Below are 17,964 nucleotides of genomic sequence, written 5' to 3' on the forward strand. Positions count from 1 at the left end.
TTTTTATTATACAATGCTGCCCGTTTATGCACAAGCAACGTACCTGTGCTGCGGGTGAACCAAGTATAATTGAACGTCGCCAGGGAGCAGACTGTGCGGCTTCACGCAGCAGGAGATCAGCCTATTCCTGACCCAGGCGTCGGAAAAGAACGTTGATGGGCTCAGGTATTTAGGATTCAGCAAATAACGAAGCATAGCGCATGTGTAGGGAAAAAAACCTCGCATGCGCTTTTTAATTTCCCCTATAAAAGCAGACGGCAGGCCTGGGTTATGACCCGGAGCCTTGCCGCTGCTTGAAATAGGGGGTAGAGAATCAGATGTTGGACTACCGAAAAATGTATTTCCAGCTTGCGGCTAAAGTAGCCGATGCCATGGATATCCTTTTAAAAGCACTGCAGGAGGGAGAAGCAGAATTCATGGATGCAGAGCCGTTTCCTGGGTTCAAAGTCGTTGCCATTAAAGATGAAGACCGTGATTCTGAATAGGGAAAGAGGATCACTCCTTGTGCTTATACGCAAAAAGTGTCAGGGGAAAGCGGGCATGTCCCAGGACACGACAGGTTGTTGGTCCTGGGACATGCTTGTGCTGGTTGTCACCTTCAGCGGGCGAAGATTTCCGCCCCTAACTGTCTTTGCGGTACTTATTCAGAATAAATTCTTTGAATTCTTCCAGGGCTTTTTTCGCTTCCTCAGGCAGGTCTGCCATTGGGTCGTCTGAAGGTTGAGCGGCGATGGTAGTATAAGCTTGTTGGCTTTCCAGAAAATAAGGTCTTGGCTCAATGGTGCGCCCGAAAAGAAAGTCAACCGAACAATTGAGGTTTTCCGCCAAAAGATGCCAAACAGAAGGGTCGGGATATTTTTCTCCTGTTTCAAATTGAGCTATGTCGGCTGGGGATAGGTTAAGATTTTCGGCCAACTGGTTCAGAGAGAGCCCCTTTTGTTCACGAATTATCTTCAACCTGGCCGGAAAATTATTTCCGGCCAGGACAGAATATTCCGTCCGTCCCAATAAGAAATCTGTCGTGACATTAAAATAATCCGCAATTCTTTGCAGAGTATCATAATCAGGTTTACGTCTATCTACCTCATACTGTGCATACGTACTTCGGGACAAACAAAGTATTTTGGCCAACTCGTCTTGAGTGAGTTGAAGCTTATTTCTTAGATATAGCAGCCTTTTCCCTAACACTGCACATATCCCCCCTCTCCTCCCTAGTATAGTCGCAATAAGCGACATTTAAAATAAGTGTGGCGAATCTCAACAAAGTCATTGACAGTCGCGAAGCGCGACTGTATGATTAAGGTAAATTAGTCGCGTTACGCGACGGGCTAAAGGGGGGGAATTGTGGCTGAATTTGGCAAGACGAGGCTGTGGCTGATAAAATACCGGGGGGATTTAACACAGCAGCAAGTTGCAAATAAAGCAGGAATAAGCAGATCATATTATGCAGAAATAGAGTCAGGCAACAAAAACCCTGGGGTTAAAACTGCTAAAAAACTTAGCAACGTTTTAATGTTTGATTGGACTATTTTTTATAAATCATGAGAATTAGGGAACAATCCAGATTCTCACAATATTGAAGTAAACCTCATCTGAATAAGGGGATAGGTTGAACTGGAGTTAATAATGCAGAGCATAAAAAATGTTGGCGGTGGGCTGTGATAAGCTCTACCCCTGGTTGTTTATTCTTCTTTCAACTTATAAGACAAAATATAGAGTCCTCGGTCTGGCCGGGGACTTGATTTTTGGACGCACTAATCCCCAAAAATAATTAACGGAGGATAGTATGTCTGAGATCAGTGATTTAATAAAGCAAATTGAAGAATTACGCCTTAATGTGATTAAGACCAAAGAGGGAAGAGCTTATACGGACCCGCTGGTTGTGGCGGCAAGTCAAGAGTTGGATAAAGTGTTGGACAGGTATCAGGAAATGCTGATCAAAAAAGTCACGGATAGTTAGAGAAGTATTCTTTTAAAAGCGGCAAGCCGTTAAGTAACGGCAGGACATAAAATTCTTGTCAGCAAATAACTGCTATTGCCGGGGGTAAAAAACGAAGGGCAGGGGAAGTAAATTTCCGCTGCCCTTCGTTATTTAATGAAAGCTAAAGCTGAAAATGAAGAAGGACGGCTTTAATCGCAAAAAAAATGTTAGGATCCTAAATTAATTCTTGACAATGGGCTGCTGTCGAGGTATAACATAATTAGTTAGGAACCTAAATAAAATTTGGAGGAATGTAAAATGACCAATAAGGAATTTAACGACTCGCTGAAACTTTATACCGCTCTGCACCGTCTCGGCAGGCAGCTGCATCGCTGTGCTCATCGTGTCGGCCGTGGGGACCATTATCGTGAGCAATCAAGGCTTCTTTTACTAATTTCAGAAAATGACGGAGTGATTCAGCGTGATCTTGCTGAGGAAATGGATGTACGGCCTTCGTCAATGACGGAAATGCTGGCAAAAATAGAACAGCTTGGCCTCATTGAACGCAGACAGGATGAAAAAGACCAGCGCGTCATGCATATTTATCTGACGGAACAGGGAAAAAACGCGGCTATGGAATCCCAGGGAGCAACAAAGGCAATGACCGACGTCTTATTCGGAGGCATGTCAGAAGAGGAACTCAGCCAGATGCTGACGCTCTCGGAGAAGCTCAGCGCTCACCTGAATGCCGTTGATACTACCGGGACAGGACAGGGATTTGCCGGGCGCGGACATCATCGCGGTTTCGGTAAAGGCCATGGTTATTGTGCCAAGCATCACGGCCATGACGATGATCATAATAGTCATCACAGGGATTATTATGGCCATGGAAACGATCATCACTGTGGTCGCAGAGGCTTTTAAAGTTCATATAATAATGCCCTTATCGTTGAAAGCTCAATTAAGGTTTCGGAGCGCAGCAGTCTTCGATAAGGGCATTATTATTTTTGAATAAAGTTAGGGACCTAATAGGATTGGGACGTTAATTAGGCAAATTCGATTTAAAGGGGGTGAATACCTATGATCTCATTTTCTGCTGCCAAATTTTCAATAGACGAAAACCGCAATAAGACCGGCCTCTTAGTTGGGCTTACCGGAATTATAATTAATTGTTTGATTTTTGCACTGGAGCTTTTTTCGGGCATAGCCACTGGAAGCACCACGCTGATGGCCGACGCCTTTCACAATTTGATCGACTCAATTACCGCCGTCTTGACAGTGATTACCTTCCTGGTCGTCAGAAAGCCGGCCGACAGCAAGCATCCTTTCGGATTTGGCCGAGTGGAATACCTGTGTTCACTTTTCAGCGGGCTGTTTCTTCTGGGGATCGGGGCGTTTTTTGCCCGCTCCTCATTCGAAAAGATTCTTCACCCGTCCACCGTGCAGTTCAGTGTCCTCGCCTTCAGCATGATGATGATTGCCATGCTTCTCAAGCTAACTTACAGTCTGCTCAACCGGAAATACGCCCGGAAGATTTCATCCCCAACGCTGACTGCCGCATTTCTGGATGCCCTGGGAGATGTCTTTGTACTGACAGTTGCTGCGCTTTCCATTTTTTTTACCAAATTAACCGGTATCACTGTGGATGGTTTTCTTGGCCTTGCCGTTTCCGGGTTTATCTTATTTTCCGGTTATTCGGTTATCAAACGGGCGGTCTCCTCTCTGGTCGGCAAAGCGCCTGACCCGGCGATTGCCGAAATGATCACCGCTGCAATGACAAAGGCTCCATTCGTAATTGGAGTTCATGACCTTGAGCTTCATGACTACGGGCCGGAAAAAGTGATTGCTTCTATTCATGTGGAAGTCCCCGCCCACATCCCGCTTGTCAAAGCGCACGAGGTTACATCAAGAACGGAACTGGATATGAAACAGCAGGGCGTCGATCTGGTAATCCATATCGATCCGGTTATATCACAGGATTCCGGAAAGGAGTTATCCTGAACATACAGCCGGGAATTATATGGGAGGCATACCGGCGGGCATCAATTTTAAATGTAGGGCAGATGCATTTTTTAAGAATTTTTTCAGCTAGTTCTCAGGACTATTTCAGACTATTATCGCATAATAGCATTGTCGCCAAATTTTCTTTTTCAATTCTTCCTTCTTCATGCCCCTCTTTAATGAGGGGTTTTTTTATTTATAGGCATAAACAAAAGGGAGAGTTGACTAAGCTCTCCCTTCGAAAGGATGTGATACTATGGCAATGATCACAATACATACTATGCCGGATTGTCCAATAAGGTTTCCTAACTTGGTCTGGTTGTCTCAAGAAACCGATAATACTTGGACATAAGAACTAAAAAGATTAGGCTTCCTATAAACCAGATCCACGGGCCGCCATTAATAAATATCAATAGCTCAAGTTGTTTCAAAATAACTGCAACAGAACAGATAAATGAACTCCAAGTTATGACATAAGTCCAATAGATATATCGTTCCTTTCGTTGAGGTAGAAAGTAAATAAATAGCATGACTGCCGGTGCCCATGCTAAAATCGTCCATAAAGGGAGAGCACCGATATTAAAGGGTTCCGCATGCTGGTACCTAGTTAAATTAAAAAAATGGTAGAGATGTTCAACAATCAAGTCTAAAGCCGATCCCCACAATATTCCAAACCAAAATAGTTTCTTAAATTCTTGCTTAGGAATGAAAACTAGAATTAAAAATAATAATCCAAATGCAAACGTTAAATAGTAATATAGATAGTCGGGCCTTTTTTGTATTTCTCGATTATTTTTCTCAATCTTGGGAGGAGATGGACGAAAAATGTGGAAAATCTATGATTGTATTTCAGCTTGGGAGTGAACTTCTATGAAAAAGAAAATAAAGATCCGTAAGCCCAGAACACGGTCTTTCTTTAATACTGGTACCCGACCCCATAAATCAAAGAAAGACTACACTCGAAAAATGAAGCATAAGGAAATCTCTTCTGAAGATGGCGAGTAGTAAGTTAAAATCAAAAGATGTCCTAAGTTACTCTAGGATACCAAGACTAATCTAATAAGGAGGGAGAATCTTTATGGTGTTAGTTACAGCAATTTTGTTTCTTGCAATCGGTTTATGGTGTGTACTAAAACCAGAAATTGTTGGAATGTTTGATGGGTTTGAAATCAAACCCTCAACTAATAAGTATTATCATGATTACATTAAACGTTATGGTCTAGCCTTATTTTTAGTAGGAGTTGGCACGTTAGTATATGGTTTGCTAACGATTGTTTTTGGAAATGGGAAGCCATAAAAATTATCACCAAAGTCCCTGTAGTCACCCATCAGTATTAATGTCTTCTGCATCTAACTGAGCGGTGGACATCATGAGGTAAGAAAAAACCACCAAAAAAGAAGAGAGAGATGAAAAATGACGGATTCCTTTAGAACTATTCCGGATCAAGCATTTGGTATCAAGCCAATTGTACGCATCAGGGACATTGATGCAGTAGTCCACAATTACCTGTTATTTAAGAATAAGGCGGAGAAAACCAATTCTATTTGTGCCGCCGTCTTAAAGGCAGAAGTTCATGGACTGCAAATGATGGATGTGGCACCGGCTTTATATAATGTCGGCGCGAGGCATTTCTTTGTTGCCGAACTCTATGAGGGGATAAGCTTAAGAGAAATCTTGCCTCAAAAGGATGTCCGAATATATACCCTGGCTGGAATTCTTAGCAATGAAGAACCATACTTCAAAGAATATAACATTATTCCTTGTGTGAATTGTTTAGAGCAGCTGTCCAGATGGAATAAATTCTGTCAGGACAATGGGAAAGGCTCAGTAATCATCCATCTTGATACTCATATGAACCGCCTGGGCTTACTTGACGATGAGGTGGAAATTTTAAGCAATAATTATAGCGAATATCTTTCCCATCTCGAAGTGCATTTTTACATGAGTCACTTTTATGATATCAAAGGCAATGATTTTACTAATTGCCATAAGCAAATTGAGATCCTGAAAAACTATCTGGCTAAACTTCCTAAAGCGCCAATTACCTTTGCCTGCACTGACAGCGTTATATTGTTGGACAATCAACAAGTAAACTTTGATATGATCCGGCCAGGGATTGGATTGGTGGGGGGAGCGCCCAATGCCGCTCATCCTATCTCTCCTGAAGCAAAGCACACTATAGAAATTTACGCCAAAATATCACAGATCAAGAAGATTCCCAAAGGACAAACCGTAGGATATGGAGGGGCATTTGTAACTAAAAGAGATACGAAGATGGCTCTGGTGCATATTGGGTATAAGGACGGTTACTTAAGAACCTTAAGTGAGCTTGACAGCGATCCCAAAGGGGTGTACATGTGCATCGATGGCTAAGGGCTCCCGTGATGGGAAAAATATCCCTTGATGCCTCAACCATTGATGTGACTGATGTTCCAGGGGATGTTTTAACAAAAGCTAAGTATGCGGAAGTTGTGGGGCCTAATGTGGACCTGAAGGTTCTGGCTGATAAATCCGGCTGTTACGAAATTCTTGTCGCATTGGGCAGAGAAAATAAAAAAGTAAATGATTATACCTTAAAAGAGTTCAAGCAGATTTTTGGTTAAAATCTCCTTATTTTACCTTTAAAACCAAATTGTAACCATAATCTAAACTGAGATTGTTTCTTTCAAAATGTGAATTATTCGTTATAATAAAATACAGCATTTCTAAATGCTGCGACAAAGGGGTCACAATCTGTGACCCCTTTGTCAATTGGCATTGATGGAGAGTAATTTTTGATGGTGCCGTGGATCAGCTGGCTGCCGATTGCCCTGGCAGCATTTTTTTCTGTCTGTCTCATCAGTTAATCAGGCCATAATCCAAAAATTTCACTATAGTGGCACAAAACTTGCACTTATATTTGTGTGAGAATTCATAAGGATATGGGGGTGAGGAACATGGAAATACTGGCAGATTATGTGGAAGGCAAACAGTTTAGGGCTATTGGAAGTTCCGAGTATCACACGGTGGTAGATGCAAAAGCCGTCAACGGCGGTACCGGACTGGGGGCAACCCCTATGGAAATGGTGCTCATGGCTCTTGCAACCTGCAGCGGCATGGACATAGTAACAGTCTTAAACAAAATGAGAATCCCTTTCGACAAGCTGCAGATTGTGGTCCGGGGGGAGCAGGCAGCAGTGGAGCCCAGGGTATTTACCGAGATAGAGATTACCTATCGCTTTGGGGGGCAAGCCTTGCCCCAGAACAAAATAGACAGTGCAATAAAGCTGGTTTTGGATAAATATTGCCCTGTAGCTGTGATGTTGAAGCAGGTGGCGGCCCTGAATTATACTTTGGAATGCAACCCTTCGTGAATATATTCGTAAACCACTCCAGGGGTGGAATCTCAGGAATGAGACATGTCTCATAATTAAGATTTCCTTGCCAAGCCATTCCCGGGATTACTGAAACGAGACTTTTCCCTAGGGTTATCTCAATTATGATACTTATGTCGTAAAAAGCGGCAGAGCAAAGGTGGAAAGTAGTGATTTCGAAGAGAAAGGAGAGGACGCCGGCTGTATTTTCCGCATAAACCATGAACTATGAAGAAAGTAAGGGCTAAGAAACCAGAAGAAAAAATGATGAAGGAGCAGAGATTATGGGGCGAAAAAAATACTTTAAAATCTTAATTACTTTTCTATGCATCTTTTTGATTGGATCTACCGTTGCAGGCTGCGGCAATCAGGGGGTAACAGGTGACTCCCAGGGGAAAGAAGCCAAGAAGTATATCAATATCGGTATCTTGAGCTCACCCGTTGATTTGAATCCCGTTGACCCTGGAGATGATGCATCCGCGTATATGGCAAAGATAATGTACGAGCCTCTTTCCGAACTTGACGAGGATATGACCTTCAAACCTATGCTGGCAGACTCCATAGAAACCTCAGATAATACAGTCTTTACAATCAAGCTGAACAAAGATGCCAAATGGACGGATGGTCAGCCGGTTACCACGGATGACGTAATATTTGCGATAAAGCTTATCTGTAACCCTGAGATAGCATCCATGTTTGCCTCAAATTTCAGCATCATAGAAGGAACGGATGATAAAGGAATTATCCCTGATCTGACGGCAGATATTTCCGGAATAAAGAAGATTGACGACAAAACCCTGCAGCTAAAGACTAAAGCGCCGATTTCCATGAATTTGTTTCAAAACAGCATCTGCAGAAACACCTTGGCCGTACCCCAGCATGTATTTAAGAACGTTGATCTAGCGAACTTCAGAAAAGATCCGAATATTCTTGAGCCTAAAGTGACCAATGGAGCCTATAAACTTGTAACCTACAAGAGAGACCAATACATCCAGATGGAAGCCAATAAGGATTATTTTCGGGGAGCGCCAATCATAGACACGATCAATTTTAAGATTATGCCGGGCAGTGAGCTTACTGTGCAGCTGGAAAACGGAGAAATCGACATGAACCTGGCCCAGATAGCGGCCCTGCCCTTGGAAGACTATGATAAAATCAAAAAAATGTCTAATATAACTACGAAATCCGGGGAACCCAACGCCATCTACTTCTTATTTATCAACCACAAGTCTATGCCCGATGTCAGGGTAAGAAAAGCGATTTCCTACGCCGTCAACAGGAAGATGATTGTTGATAATTTATATAAGGGTGAAGCTGAGGTCGTTGATTCATTCTTTACCAGCAACAATCCTTATTTGAACAAAGACCTGCCGGGTGCGGTATATGACCCGGAAAAAGCAAAGCAGCTGCTGAAAGAGGCAGGCTGGGATTCCAGCAAGACAGTAAATTTGATTGTCAGTACAAGCAACAAAACCCGCGTGCAGGCAGCTGATATCATAGCGGAAAACCTGAAAAGTGTCGGGATCAATGTAAAAATCCAGAAGATGGATCATGCCACAGCTATGAACAAGACCAAGAACAAGGAATATGACTTGACGTTAATGGCCGACACCCTTATCCCGGTTGACCCTACTTATGATTTGCCTTTCTTTGTTACCAGCGGCAACTTCTGCGGCTATGATAATCCCAAAGTTGACGAGCTTGTGGAAGCCGTTAAGCGAGAAATTGATGATAATAAAGTAAAAGCCTATTTGTATGATTTGCAGAAGATTCTTGCTGAAGATGTGCCTATGCCAATTTTCTATGCCACCAAGGGGCTTAAGGCAACCAGCAAACGAGTGATCTACGGTGAGCCTAAGGATTATGGAACGTTTATCGACGTCTATAAATGGGACGTAAAACAAAAATAGGCAATTCCCCCTTACCATATTGCAGCAGGGCAGGTGTGCATAAGCACCGGCTCTGCTGCAGCAAAGTTTTAGCCTTAATATTACTAAATAGATAGGTCAGGTATGAATATGGATAATATTATTCAAGTCAATCATTTGCAGACGGTATTTGCTACGGATGACGGTCCGGTAGTCTGCGTTGATGATGTGAGCTTTGCTTTGAAGCCTGGTGAAATTATCGGCATCGTAGGCGAATCCGGCTGCGGTAAAAGCGTTACATCCTTGTCGATTATGGGCTTGCTGGGCAACAAAGGCAGAGTTAGCAAAGGAGAGGTCTGCTTCGAAGGCAAAAACCTGCTTGAGCTCAGCGAAAAACAAATGCGTGAAATACGCGGCAATAAGATTTCCATGATCTTTCAGGAGCCGATGACCTCCCTGAATCCTATTTTTACGATTGGGGATCAGCTGACGGAATCCATTTGCCTTCATCTGAAGAAAAGCAAGGCCGAAGCCATAAAAATTGCCGTGGATATGCTGGAGAAGGTGGGGCTGCCGCGGGCTGAGAAAATGATCAATGATTATCCCCATGCTTTGTCGGGAGGCATGAGGCAGAGGGTTATGATTGCCATGGCCCTGCTTTGCAATCCTAAACTGATTATTGCCGATGAACCGACAACGGCATTGGATGTAACAATCCAGGCCCAGATTCTTGATCTGATGAAGAAAATAAGCAAGGAATTTAATACCGCAATTATCTTGATCACCCATGATCTGGGGGTTATTGCCGAAATGGCGGACAAGGTAATCGTGATGTACGCGGGTCAGGTAGTGGAAGAAGCAGATGTTTACACGCTTTTTGAACATCCTCAGCATCCCTACACCAACGGCCTCATGAAATCCATACCTCAGGTTTATACGGAGAAGATCGAGCGTCTGACATCCATTCCCGGGACAGTCCCGTCGGTACATCAGCTATTTACGGGCTGCCGCTTCAATACAAGGTGCCCGTTGGCGGACGAACTCTGCAGGAGTGAAGTCCCCCAGCTTACTGATTGCGGAAATAATCACAAGGTTCGCTGCTGGAACTATCAAGATAGCGGCAGGACTATTTAGGGGGGAGTTTATGATTGTTGAGAAAAAAGCATCAGAGGCTCCACTGTTGAAAATTGAAGGGCTGAAAAAATACTATCCCATTAAGAAAGGGATATTTTCCCGTACTGTAAACAATCTTAAAGCAGTGGATGGCATTGATCTTGAGATATTTAAAGGTGAAACTCTGGGACTTGTAGGTGAATCCGGCTGCGGTAAATCCACATTGGGCAATACAGTTGTCCGTGTCGAAACACCCACGGAAGGACAGGTAATTTTTGAGGGTCTGGATATAGCACAGCTATCAAACACTGAGCTGATCAAAACCCGGCAGAAACTTCAGATCATTTTCCAGGATCCCTATTCTTCCTTAAATCCCCGCCGGCGTGTTGTGGATATGCTTTCAGAACCACTTAAAGTACACCGTATTGTCGGTAAAGAAGCTATAAGCAAAGAAGTGGACAGACTGCTTGAGGCAGTTGGTCTGCCTAAGAACAGCAAGAACCGGTACCCCCACGAATTTTCAGGGGGACAGCGCCAGAGAATCGGGATTGCCAGGGCCTTGGCCCTGAATCCGAAGCTTATTATATGTGATGAACCCGTATCGGCATTGGATGTTTCTATTCAGGCTCAGGTGTTGAATCTGCTCAAGGATCTTCAGCAGGAGTATGACCTGACCTATTTGTTTATATCCCATGGACTGGGCGCGGTTCGTTACATCAGCGACAGGATTGCCGTAATGTATCTTGGGAAAATTGTTGAAATTGCTTCGACTGAAGAAATTTTCCGGAACCCGGGGCATCCGTACACAAAGGCGTTGTTGAGCGCTTATCCAGTGCCGAATCCCCTGATGCGGGACAAGCAGCGTTTTATACTTCAGGGGGATATACCGAATTTGCTCAAACTGCCTAAAGGCTGCAAGTTTCAGACGAGGTGCCCCAAGGTAAAAGCTGTATGTCTTGAGCGGGAGCCTGAGCTAGTGGGAAGCGAACACAAGGTTGCCTGTTTCGACACAAAATAACTCTGAATAAAGGAGTAACTCCTGATGTTAAATTATCTAATTCGCCGGATTCTCATCGCTATACCGGTGTTTTTCGGAATTACGATTATAGCCTTTTCCCTACTCTACCTGGCTCCGGGCAGCCCCTTGGATATGCTGATAAATCCTCATGTGACACAAGCTGCCCTTGACGCCAAAGCGGAAGCCCTGGGGCTGAACCAGCCCGTTTATGTTCAGTATTTCAAGTGGCTGGGCAACCTGCTGCAGGGAAATCTCGGCTATTCCTTGACAACCTATAGACCCGTCGCAGAGATGATTTCGGAGCGTATTGGTCCCACTGTCCTGCTCATGGGCACATCCCTGGTCATAGGGTTTGTCATAGCAATATTTATTGGGATCCTTAGTGCCACCAAACAGTATTCGGTCTTGGACTATCTGGCAACGGCCGGTTCCTTTCTCGGCATTTCATTACCCAATTTTTTTCTTGGCCTCGGACTGGTCTACATTTTTTCGGTTAAGCTGAAGCTGCTGCCATCCAGCGGTATGTTTGATATCGGCAGCGGCGGTGGTTTTACGGACCGGGTGCTTCATTTGATCCTGCCGGTGACTGTTCTGGCAGTAAATATTGCCGGAAGAAATGTCCGCTACATAAGATCAAGCGTCCTTGAAATATTGGGTCAGGACTATTTGCGAACAGCCCGCGCCAAGGGGCTCAGTGAGTTTATGGTTATTAACAAGCATGCCTTCCGCAATGCTCTTATTACCATTGTAACCGTATTTGGCTTAGAGATCCCCATGTTGTTTGCAGGTGCGGTGGTGACAGAAACTATCTTCTCCTGGCCGGGAATCGGACAATTAACGATGAATTCCATTTTATCCAGGGATTATCCCACAGTGATGGGTCTGAATATCATTACTGCAGTTGCTGTCCTGTCAGCCAATTTATTAACCGATATGGTATATGCCGTAGTAGACCCACGGATCAAATATAACTGAGATTAGAAAAGGAATAACAGGTGAATTGATATGTCTGAAACAAATAGAAAATTGAGGAATGAGAGGGCCTTGGCCTCGGTGATCGCTGAAAATCTGGCGGACAGAAGCGAAGAAAACTATCTCACCATGGTTATACGCCGGTTTTCTAAACACAAAATGGCGGTTATCGGGATGCTGATAGTGTTGTTTTTGGCAATCTGTGCCATTCTGGCCCAGGTTATTTCCCCCTATGATCCCTATCAGATTTCAGATAACTTCAGCGCGGCCCCTTCAGCCCAGCACCTTCTCGGCACGGACCAGGTCGGGAGAGACGTATTGAGCCGCTTGATCTATGGGGCCAGGGTTTCTCTTACCGTGGGTCTGGGAACGGTGGCCATCAGTGTCATAATAGGTACTGTTTTAGGATTGGTTTCCGGTTATTTAGGTGGCAAAACCGACATGATCATCATGCGGATTACCGATATGTTTATGTCCTTTCCGGATATAGTCATTATTCTGGTGGTTGTCAGTATCATGGGACCGGGCCTTAAAAATATTATTATTGTCATCGGCCTGCTCAGATGGCCCGGTGTAACACGTTTGGTGCGGGGAAATGTTTTGTCCATCAAAAAGATGGATTATGTAAAATCAGCGGTAGCTTTAGGCCTTAAAACACCCAGGATCCTGTTCATTCATATTCTGCCCATTACTTTGGCGCCGGTGTTGGTTAATGCAACCTCCGGCATGGCCAGCGCTATCATTACGGAGGCATCCCTCAGCTTCCTCGGAATGGGTGTGCAGCCGCCTATGTCAAGCTGGGGGAATATGATTACGGATGCGCAGTCTATATCGGTACTGACGTCTCAGCCCTGGCTTTGGCTGCCGCCGGGCACTCTGATCGTCTTATGCGTTTTATCTATCAACTTTATCGGGGACGGTCTCCGGGACGCATTGGACCCTAAGAATCTTAAGTAGCCCATGAATTGAGATGACTAAACTGGCTGCCTGAAAATGGGCAGCCAGTTTAGTCATCTCAATTCGGAGGAAGAACCGATAGGGGTACAGGCACCTTGCAGAATATAACGAAATATACGAAGGATTATGTCGAAACATAAAGAATATATCTGTATAAAATGAATTGCGGAACTATTAAAATTATCCTGTATTTCCCATGGATACTAATAATAAGAATGAGGAAACGTCAGCAGTTAATGCCTGAGTTTATAAAAAGCGGGGGAAGAGATTTGGAAAGCGCTAAGGTTGGCATTAAACAATACCATGAATTGTCGCAGAAAGTAGCTGAAGCCATTAAAGCGGTTCTGGATATTGATGTCACAATAATGAATGAATCCTTGGAGCGGATTGCAGGCACCGGAAAATATAAAGCTTCTGTCAATAGTCGGATTGAGAAAAATACTGTTTTTGATTTATGTCTTCGCACGGGAAGCTCGCAGGTTGTTACTGAGCGGGGACAGGAAAATGAGGCTTGCAGTCAATGTCAAAGGCTCTCCTTTTGCTCTGAAAAGGCGGAAATATGTGTGCCAATCAAGCAAGGCGAAGAAATATGCGGGGTATTGGGCGCAATTGCCTTTGACGACGAACAGAAAGAGAGGATAGCCAATGCCGAATTCAACTATCTTGCTTTTTTGGAAAAAATGGCGGAGCTGCTGGCGGCCAAGTATTCAGAATGCCAGATGAATATTGAGAAGCAGGTTTTGGCCAATCGGTTAAACGGCATTCTCAACTCCATCAATGCCGGAGTTGTTTTGTATGGAGAAAATGGCGATGTGCTTTACAAGAACGGCGCAATCATAAAAATACTCAAGGAGATTGACATTGATAATATTGACGATTTTATTTTGGAAATAAGGAAGAATGAAAGGCTTCAGTGTCTGCTGGAAAATAAAAAATGCATACAGCCTTGTGAAATCATTATTGATATTCGCGATGTAAAATATACCCTCCTGGCTGCTATTACGCACTTGGGGATCGAGGAAGCCTCCCATGAGGTGATTTTAACAGTTCAGAACATCAATAGGTTCAGGAAGGAAATCATTCAATCCATAGAGAAAAATCAGGTCAAGCTTCAATTTGATAATATTCTGGGAATTTCTGATTGCTTTCGCGAAGCTAAGCAGCTTGCTGAAAAAGCGGCTTTTACGGATTCAAACATCCTGATTTTGGGTGAAAGCGGAACAGGTAAGGAGCTGTTCGCCAGAGCAATACACAACCATAGCTCCCGCAAGGAGCAGGCATTTGTTCCCATCAATTGCGGCGCAATACCGGATGAATTATTGGAAAGCGAATTGTTCGGATATGATAAAGGGGCCTTTACAGGTGCCTTCGCGAATAAAATAGGAAAGTTTGAAGTTGCCGATAACGGCACTATCTTTCTGGATGAAATAAGTGAAATGCCTTACAGACTGCAGGTTAAGCTGCTTCGAGTGCTTCAGGAAAAAGAGATCTGCCGGATAGGAAGCAATGTAATAAGAAAAGTCGATATCAAGATTGTGGCAGCTTCAAATGTTGATTTATTAAAGCGGATTGAGGATGGAGTATTCAGAAAAGACCTGTATTACCGGCTTAATATTATACCTATCAATATCCCGTCCTTAAGGGAGAGAGGGGAGGATATTGTCTATCTGGCCAATCATTTTGTTTCTTATTATGCTCATATGCTGAAAAAAGATATCGGGGGAATAAGTGAAGAGGTTTTGAAACTGTTCTCCGGATATTCCTGGCCCGGGAACGTCCGTGAGCTGCAAAGCATTATAGAATATGCTGTCAACTTTGAGACAGGTAAGGTAATAGGTACGGAGCTTATCAAGAAGAGACTCAAATTCAGCAGTGATAAAAATAGTTGTACCGGCCGATTCGTTAAAAAATCCCTGGAAGCTGCAATGAAGGAAACTGAGAGAGAAATCATTAAGAACAGTATTTATGAGAATAGGTCGGCAGGCAGTAAAGAAGGGGTTGTCCAGAAGGTATGCAATGATCTGGAAATCAGCCGGGCGACCCTTTACAGGAAAATGAAAGAGCTTAAGATTGAACTTAATGGCTGAAAAGGGCGGATTCATTCATAAAATCTAAGCGATTGACAGCATAACAGTTTCCATACATGGCATAAGTCTTGCTATATATAATGGAGATTGGTTATGCTGTTTTATTGTGGGTTGAAACTTGGATTTAAGGTAATTAAAGCAATTGCTTTCTCAAAAGCTGCCGGAGGTGGCGCAGCTTTCGGGAGTTTTTGAGTAGTAAGTGAAGATTTATGAACCGGATGCAGGGACAGTATCAAAGTTGAGATAAATCTCGAAGCTTAGACTTGGAGGCAGTCGTACCGGGAGAACCTAATATGCCGGGTTTCCGGGCGGGTCTTATCTCAGTTATGAGATTTTTTTGAAATGGATGCTGCCCAAAAGCCTTTTTACTCTGGCATGCTATTTGCTACATCATAATGCTACCTAAAATAAACTGTTTTTTCACACGGAATTTCGATATTAAATTTATATCAAAGAAAGAGAGTGTAATAATCAATGCTCACAAAAGAGGTTTACGCAAACTATATTTTGATTTTAAAAACCGAGTTGATCGAAGCATTGGGATGTACCGAGCCTATAGCAATCGCCTATGCGTCGGCTAAAGCAAGGGCTGTTTTGGGTAAGCGTCCGGAGAGGATCGAAATTGGGTGCAGCGGAAATATAATAAAAAACGTCAAGGGTGTTGTCGTACCTAACACAGGCGGGCTGATAGGTATTGATGCTGCTGCTATAGCCGGAGTGGTTGGAGGAGATCCGGAAAAAGGTCTTCAGGTATTGGAGAGCGTCAAGAGTGAGCAATACGATGAGATCAGAGATTTAATGAAAAAAGGCTGCTGCAGAGTTTATCATTTAAAGGGAGTAGAAAACCTGTACATCGAAGCCAAGGTCTTTTCAGAGGATGGATCTGCCGAGGTTTACATTGAAGATTCCCATACCAATATTGTTAAAATAGTAAAAGCCGGAAAAGTTCTTTTTGAGAATAAGAGAGGAGATGAAAATGATCCGAAAACAGCCGGTGATAAGTCCCTTCTCAATATAAAAGACATTATCGGATTTTCTGAATCCGTGGATTTAGAAGAGCTGCGTGAGCTGCTTACCAGGCAGATTACCGTAAATACAGCCATTGCTGAGGAAGGTATAAAAAACGATTATGGTGTCAGTGTAGGCAAGACACTCCTGAAATATTACGGTGATGATGTCTCGGTCAGAGCCAGGGCCAAGGCTGCTGCGGGCAGTGATGCCAGAATGAGCGGCTGTTCGCTTCCGGTTGTTATTAACTCAGGCAGCGGAAACCAGGGTATTACCGCGTCTATTCCTGTAATAGAATTTGCCAGGGAATTAGGCGTTAGTGAAGAGAAGCTCTTTAGGGCGTTAATTATCAGCAATCTTGCTTCTATTCATCAAAAGGCTCAGATTGGCAAGCTTTCCGCATACTGCGGAGCTGTGAGCGCTGCGGCCGGAAGCGGCGCAGGGATCGCCTATCTGAATGGAGGGGGCTACGAAGAGATTTCGCAAACAATCATCAATACTATTGCCAATATAGGGGGGATGGTTTGCGATGGCGCCAAACCTTCTTGCGCCGCCAAGATATCCTCTGCTATCGGCGCGGCGATTCTTGGCTATCAGCTTAGCGTACAGGGGAAAGTTTTCAAGAATGGAGAAGGCCTTGTCAAGGATGGAGTCGAGGCAACAATCGAGAGCCTGGGAAGGTTAGGCAAAAAGGGCATGGAAAGCACAGATCTTGAAATCATTAATATCATGCTTGACAAGTAGAGAGGGCGCGGGGCTCGTACGCAAAGAAGCGCTCTGTTTCAGAGCGCTTCTTAAGCCAATTTGTATTAAACTAATTTTGCAATGCCTTGAGATTTCCACTCATGATATCATTTAAATGCTTTTGGATCTTATCGTAAGGCCAATCCCACCACTGTAAACGCAGTAAGGTTTCAACAATTTTTGAATCAAATCTTTTTCTGATTTACAGGGTATTGATACAGAACATTGTTTTTTTTCAAATTGTGTAGGGTCGTTGACATAATCATTATAAAAGGTGTAATTGCCTACAAGAATATTTGGGTTTTTAATCACATTCTTTAAATAAACGGATTCATGGTCATTTCTGACAGATGCTTCTCTTTAATTTATCATAAAGCATTCTTATTTCATAAGTTTGTTGGTTCTGACTATTCATCTTTTATGCTCCTTTTTGACAAAAGGCTTATCGGGTTTTGAAACATGGTCCAACGTCATCTATATATCTGAACTCATAATTTCTTTTTCAATGGAAGAAAGTATTATAAATGTCTCAGTATTTCCGAAAGCCTGTATTTTCCCGATCAGATTTTCCAAGCTAAGCATATTGTCCAATCGTGCCTTCACAATTTTACAATAAGGTCCGGTTACATGATGACACTCAGTAATCAAATCTTCAGTCTTAACGAAATTCATAAACTTTTCTGCCATCTGAACATTCATGTCAACATTAATAAGTACATTGATGTTCTTGCCCAGTTTATCATAGTTTATTACAGCTTTGTAACCAGAAATAATGCCTGCTTCCTCAAGTCTCTTCACTCTTTCCGCTGCTGCAGGTGGGCTGAGAGACACCCTTTTGGCAAGCTCTTTCATGGGAATTCGACCGTCTTCCAAAAGTGCTTGCATGATTTTGTAATCCGTTGAGTCCATAAAACAATCCTC

General features: G+C 43.4%; 19 protein-coding genes and 1 pseudogene. 16 read left to right on the forward strand and 4 right to left on the reverse strand.

What is annotated here, in order from left to right; all coding sequences use genetic code 11:
• Positions 1-317 precede the first annotated feature (317 nt).
• A complete protein-coding gene (locus tag DESOR_RS29665; RefSeq protein WP_014184392.1) occupies positions 318-485 on the forward strand; it encodes a hypothetical protein in 168 nt (55 codons plus the stop codon).
• Between the two features lie 136 nt (positions 486-621).
• Here DESOR_RS29665 and DESOR_RS09575 read toward each other — a convergent pair whose 3' ends face one another.
• The gene (locus tag DESOR_RS09575) at positions 622-1,188 is read right to left on the reverse strand and encodes a helix-turn-helix domain-containing protein (RefSeq protein ID WP_014184393.1); all 567 of its coding nucleotides are present in this window, start codon (positions 1,186-1,188) and stop codon (positions 622-624) included.
• Between the two features lie 156 nt (positions 1,189-1,344).
• Here DESOR_RS09575 and DESOR_RS09580 point away from each other — a divergent pair, with 156 nt between their 5' ends.
• From DESOR_RS09580 to DESOR_RS09615, 7 genes are all read left to right on the forward strand, one after another.
• Entirely contained in the window at positions 1,345-1,545 is a 201-nt protein-coding gene (locus tag DESOR_RS09580; protein WP_014184394.1) for a helix-turn-helix domain-containing protein, read from the forward strand.
• Between the two features lie 241 nt (positions 1,546-1,786).
• Entirely contained in the window at positions 1,787-1,960 is a 174-nt protein-coding gene (locus tag DESOR_RS09585) for an aspartyl-phosphate phosphatase Spo0E family protein (protein ID WP_014184395.1), read from the forward strand.
• Positions 1,961-2,239: 279 nt separating this feature from the next.
• Complete coding sequence (locus DESOR_RS09590; RefSeq protein WP_014184396.1) at positions 2,240-2,845, forward strand: MarR family winged helix-turn-helix transcriptional regulator; 606 nt, start codon at positions 2,240-2,242, stop codon at positions 2,843-2,845.
• Between the two features lie 156 nt (positions 2,846-3,001).
• Positions 3,002-3,922 carry a cation diffusion facilitator family transporter gene (locus DESOR_RS09595; protein ID WP_014184397.1) on the forward strand — a complete coding sequence of 307 codons (921 nt, stop codon included), beginning with the start codon at positions 3,002-3,004 and terminating at the stop codon, positions 3,920-3,922.
• 1,078 nt (positions 3,923-5,000) lie between these two features.
• On the forward strand, positions 5,001-5,219 hold the full coding sequence (locus DESOR_RS09605; protein ID WP_014184398.1) for a hypothetical protein: 219 nt from the start codon (positions 5,001-5,003) through the stop codon (positions 5,217-5,219).
• 117 nt (positions 5,220-5,336) lie between these two features.
• Positions 5,337-6,296 carry an alanine racemase gene (locus DESOR_RS09610; protein WP_042331029.1) on the forward strand — a complete coding sequence of 320 codons (960 nt, stop codon included), beginning with the start codon at positions 5,337-5,339 and terminating at the stop codon, positions 6,294-6,296.
• Positions 6,297-6,307: 11 nt separating this feature from the next.
• A complete protein-coding gene (locus tag DESOR_RS09615) occupies positions 6,308-6,526 on the forward strand; it encodes a hypothetical protein (protein ID WP_042331030.1) in 219 nt (72 codons plus the stop codon).
• Between the two features lie 74 nt (positions 6,527-6,600).
• Here DESOR_RS09615 and DESOR_RS29315 read toward each other — a convergent pair whose 3' ends face one another.
• Positions 6,601-6,762, reverse strand: coding sequence for a hypothetical protein (locus DESOR_RS29315; protein ID WP_158309020.1), 162 nt, complete (start codon positions 6,760-6,762; stop codon positions 6,601-6,603).
• A 97-nt stretch (positions 6,763-6,859) separates the two neighbouring features.
• On the opposite strand from DESOR_RS29315, the gene DESOR_RS09620 reads away from it, so the two are divergent.
• From DESOR_RS09620 to DESOR_RS09655, 8 genes are all read left to right on the forward strand, one after another.
• Positions 6,860-7,276 carry an OsmC family protein gene (locus DESOR_RS09620; RefSeq protein WP_014184399.1) on the forward strand — a complete coding sequence of 139 codons (417 nt, stop codon included), beginning with the start codon at positions 6,860-6,862 and terminating at the stop codon, positions 7,274-7,276.
• Between the two features lie 284 nt (positions 7,277-7,560).
• Positions 7,561-9,186, forward strand: coding sequence for an ABC transporter substrate-binding protein (locus DESOR_RS09625; RefSeq protein WP_014184400.1), 1,626 nt, complete (start codon positions 7,561-7,563; stop codon positions 9,184-9,186).
• A gap of 102 nt (positions 9,187-9,288) precedes the next feature.
• Positions 9,289-10,278, forward strand: a complete 990-nt coding sequence (locus tag DESOR_RS09630) for an ABC transporter ATP-binding protein (protein WP_014184401.1) — start codon at positions 9,289-9,291, stop codon at positions 10,276-10,278.
• Positions 10,279-10,288: 10 nt separating this feature from the next.
• Entirely contained in the window at positions 10,289-11,275 is a 987-nt protein-coding gene (locus DESOR_RS09635) for an ABC transporter ATP-binding protein (RefSeq protein WP_014184402.1), read from the forward strand.
• Positions 11,276-11,299: 24 nt separating this feature from the next.
• On the forward strand, positions 11,300-12,250 hold the full coding sequence (locus tag DESOR_RS09640) for an ABC transporter permease (RefSeq protein ID WP_014184403.1): 951 nt from the start codon (positions 11,300-11,302) through the stop codon (positions 12,248-12,250).
• A 30-nt stretch (positions 12,251-12,280) separates the two neighbouring features.
• The gene (gene opp4C / locus DESOR_RS09645) at positions 12,281-13,204 is read left to right on the forward strand and encodes an oligopeptide ABC transporter permease (protein ID WP_014184404.1); all 924 of its coding nucleotides are present in this window, start codon (positions 12,281-12,283) and stop codon (positions 13,202-13,204) included.
• 215 nt (positions 13,205-13,419) lie between these two features.
• Entirely contained in the window at positions 13,420-15,291 is a 1,872-nt protein-coding gene (locus tag DESOR_RS09650) for a sigma-54 interaction domain-containing protein (RefSeq protein WP_158309021.1), read from the forward strand.
• 474 nt (positions 15,292-15,765) lie between these two features.
• Positions 15,766-17,043, forward strand: coding sequence for an L-cysteine desulfidase family protein (locus DESOR_RS09655; protein WP_014184406.1), 1,278 nt, complete (start codon positions 15,766-15,768; stop codon positions 17,041-17,043).
• 231 nt (positions 17,044-17,274) lie between these two features.
• Here the strand turns inward: DESOR_RS09655 and DESOR_RS30950 are convergent.
• Positions 17,275-17,376, reverse strand: a pseudogene (locus DESOR_RS30950) (acetyltransferase); the annotation flags it as partial.
• Positions 17,377-17,517: 141 nt separating this feature from the next.
• Positions 17,518-17,952: an Lrp/AsnC family transcriptional regulator gene (locus tag DESOR_RS09660; protein WP_014184407.1), complete on the reverse strand. Its 435-nt coding sequence runs from the start codon at positions 17,950-17,952 to the stop codon at positions 17,518-17,520.
• Positions 17,953-17,964: the final 12 nt, after the last annotated feature.

It is taken from the genome of Desulfosporosinus orientis DSM 765 (assembly GCF_000235605.1).
Classification (GTDB): domain Bacteria; phylum Bacillota; class Desulfitobacteriia; order Desulfitobacteriales; family Desulfitobacteriaceae; genus Desulfosporosinus; species Desulfosporosinus orientis.

Bases quoted from the DNA above. Each gene is read 5' to 3' on its own strand.
- DESOR_RS09620 (WP_014184399.1), top strand. From the start codon at position 6,860: ATGGAAATACTGGCAGATTATGTGGAAGGCAAACAGTTTAGGGCTATT.
- DESOR_RS29315 (WP_158309020.1), bottom strand. From the start codon at position 6,762: ATGAGACAGACAGAAAAAAATGCTGCCAGGGCAATCGGCAGCCAGCTG.
- DESOR_RS09650 (WP_158309021.1), top strand. From the start codon at position 13,420: ATGAGGAAACGTCAGCAGTTAATGCCTGAGTTTATAAAAAGCGGGGGA.
- DESOR_RS09655 (WP_014184406.1), top strand. From the start codon at position 15,766: ATGCTCACAAAAGAGGTTTACGCAAACTATATTTTGATTTTAAAAACC.
- opp4C (WP_014184404.1), top strand. From the start codon at position 12,281: ATGTCTGAAACAAATAGAAAATTGAGGAATGAGAGGGCCTTGGCCTCG.
- DESOR_RS09610 (WP_042331029.1), top strand. From the start codon at position 5,337: ATGACGGATTCCTTTAGAACTATTCCGGATCAAGCATTTGGTATCAAG.
- DESOR_RS09625 (WP_014184400.1), top strand. From the start codon at position 7,561: ATGGGGCGAAAAAAATACTTTAAAATCTTAATTACTTTTCTATGCATC.
- DESOR_RS09605 (WP_014184398.1), top strand. From the start codon at position 5,001: ATGGTGTTAGTTACAGCAATTTTGTTTCTTGCAATCGGTTTATGGTGT.
- DESOR_RS09635 (WP_014184402.1), top strand. From the start codon at position 10,289: ATGATTGTTGAGAAAAAAGCATCAGAGGCTCCACTGTTGAAAATTGAA.
- DESOR_RS09630 (WP_014184401.1), top strand. From the start codon at position 9,289: ATGAATATGGATAATATTATTCAAGTCAATCATTTGCAGACGGTATTT.
- DESOR_RS09660 (WP_014184407.1), bottom strand. From the start codon at position 17,952: ATGGACTCAACGGATTACAAAATCATGCAAGCACTTTTGGAAGACGGT.
- DESOR_RS09595 (WP_014184397.1), top strand. From the start codon at position 3,002: ATGATCTCATTTTCTGCTGCCAAATTTTCAATAGACGAAAACCGCAAT.
- DESOR_RS09640 (WP_014184403.1), top strand. From the start codon at position 11,300: ATGTTAAATTATCTAATTCGCCGGATTCTCATCGCTATACCGGTGTTT.
- DESOR_RS09585 (WP_014184395.1), top strand. From the start codon at position 1,787: ATGTCTGAGATCAGTGATTTAATAAAGCAAATTGAAGAATTACGCCTT.
- DESOR_RS09615 (WP_042331030.1), top strand. From the start codon at position 6,308: ATGGGAAAAATATCCCTTGATGCCTCAACCATTGATGTGACTGATGTT.
- DESOR_RS29665 (WP_014184392.1), top strand. From the start codon at position 318: ATGTTGGACTACCGAAAAATGTATTTCCAGCTTGCGGCTAAAGTAGCC.
- DESOR_RS09590 (WP_014184396.1), top strand. From the start codon at position 2,240: ATGACCAATAAGGAATTTAACGACTCGCTGAAACTTTATACCGCTCTG.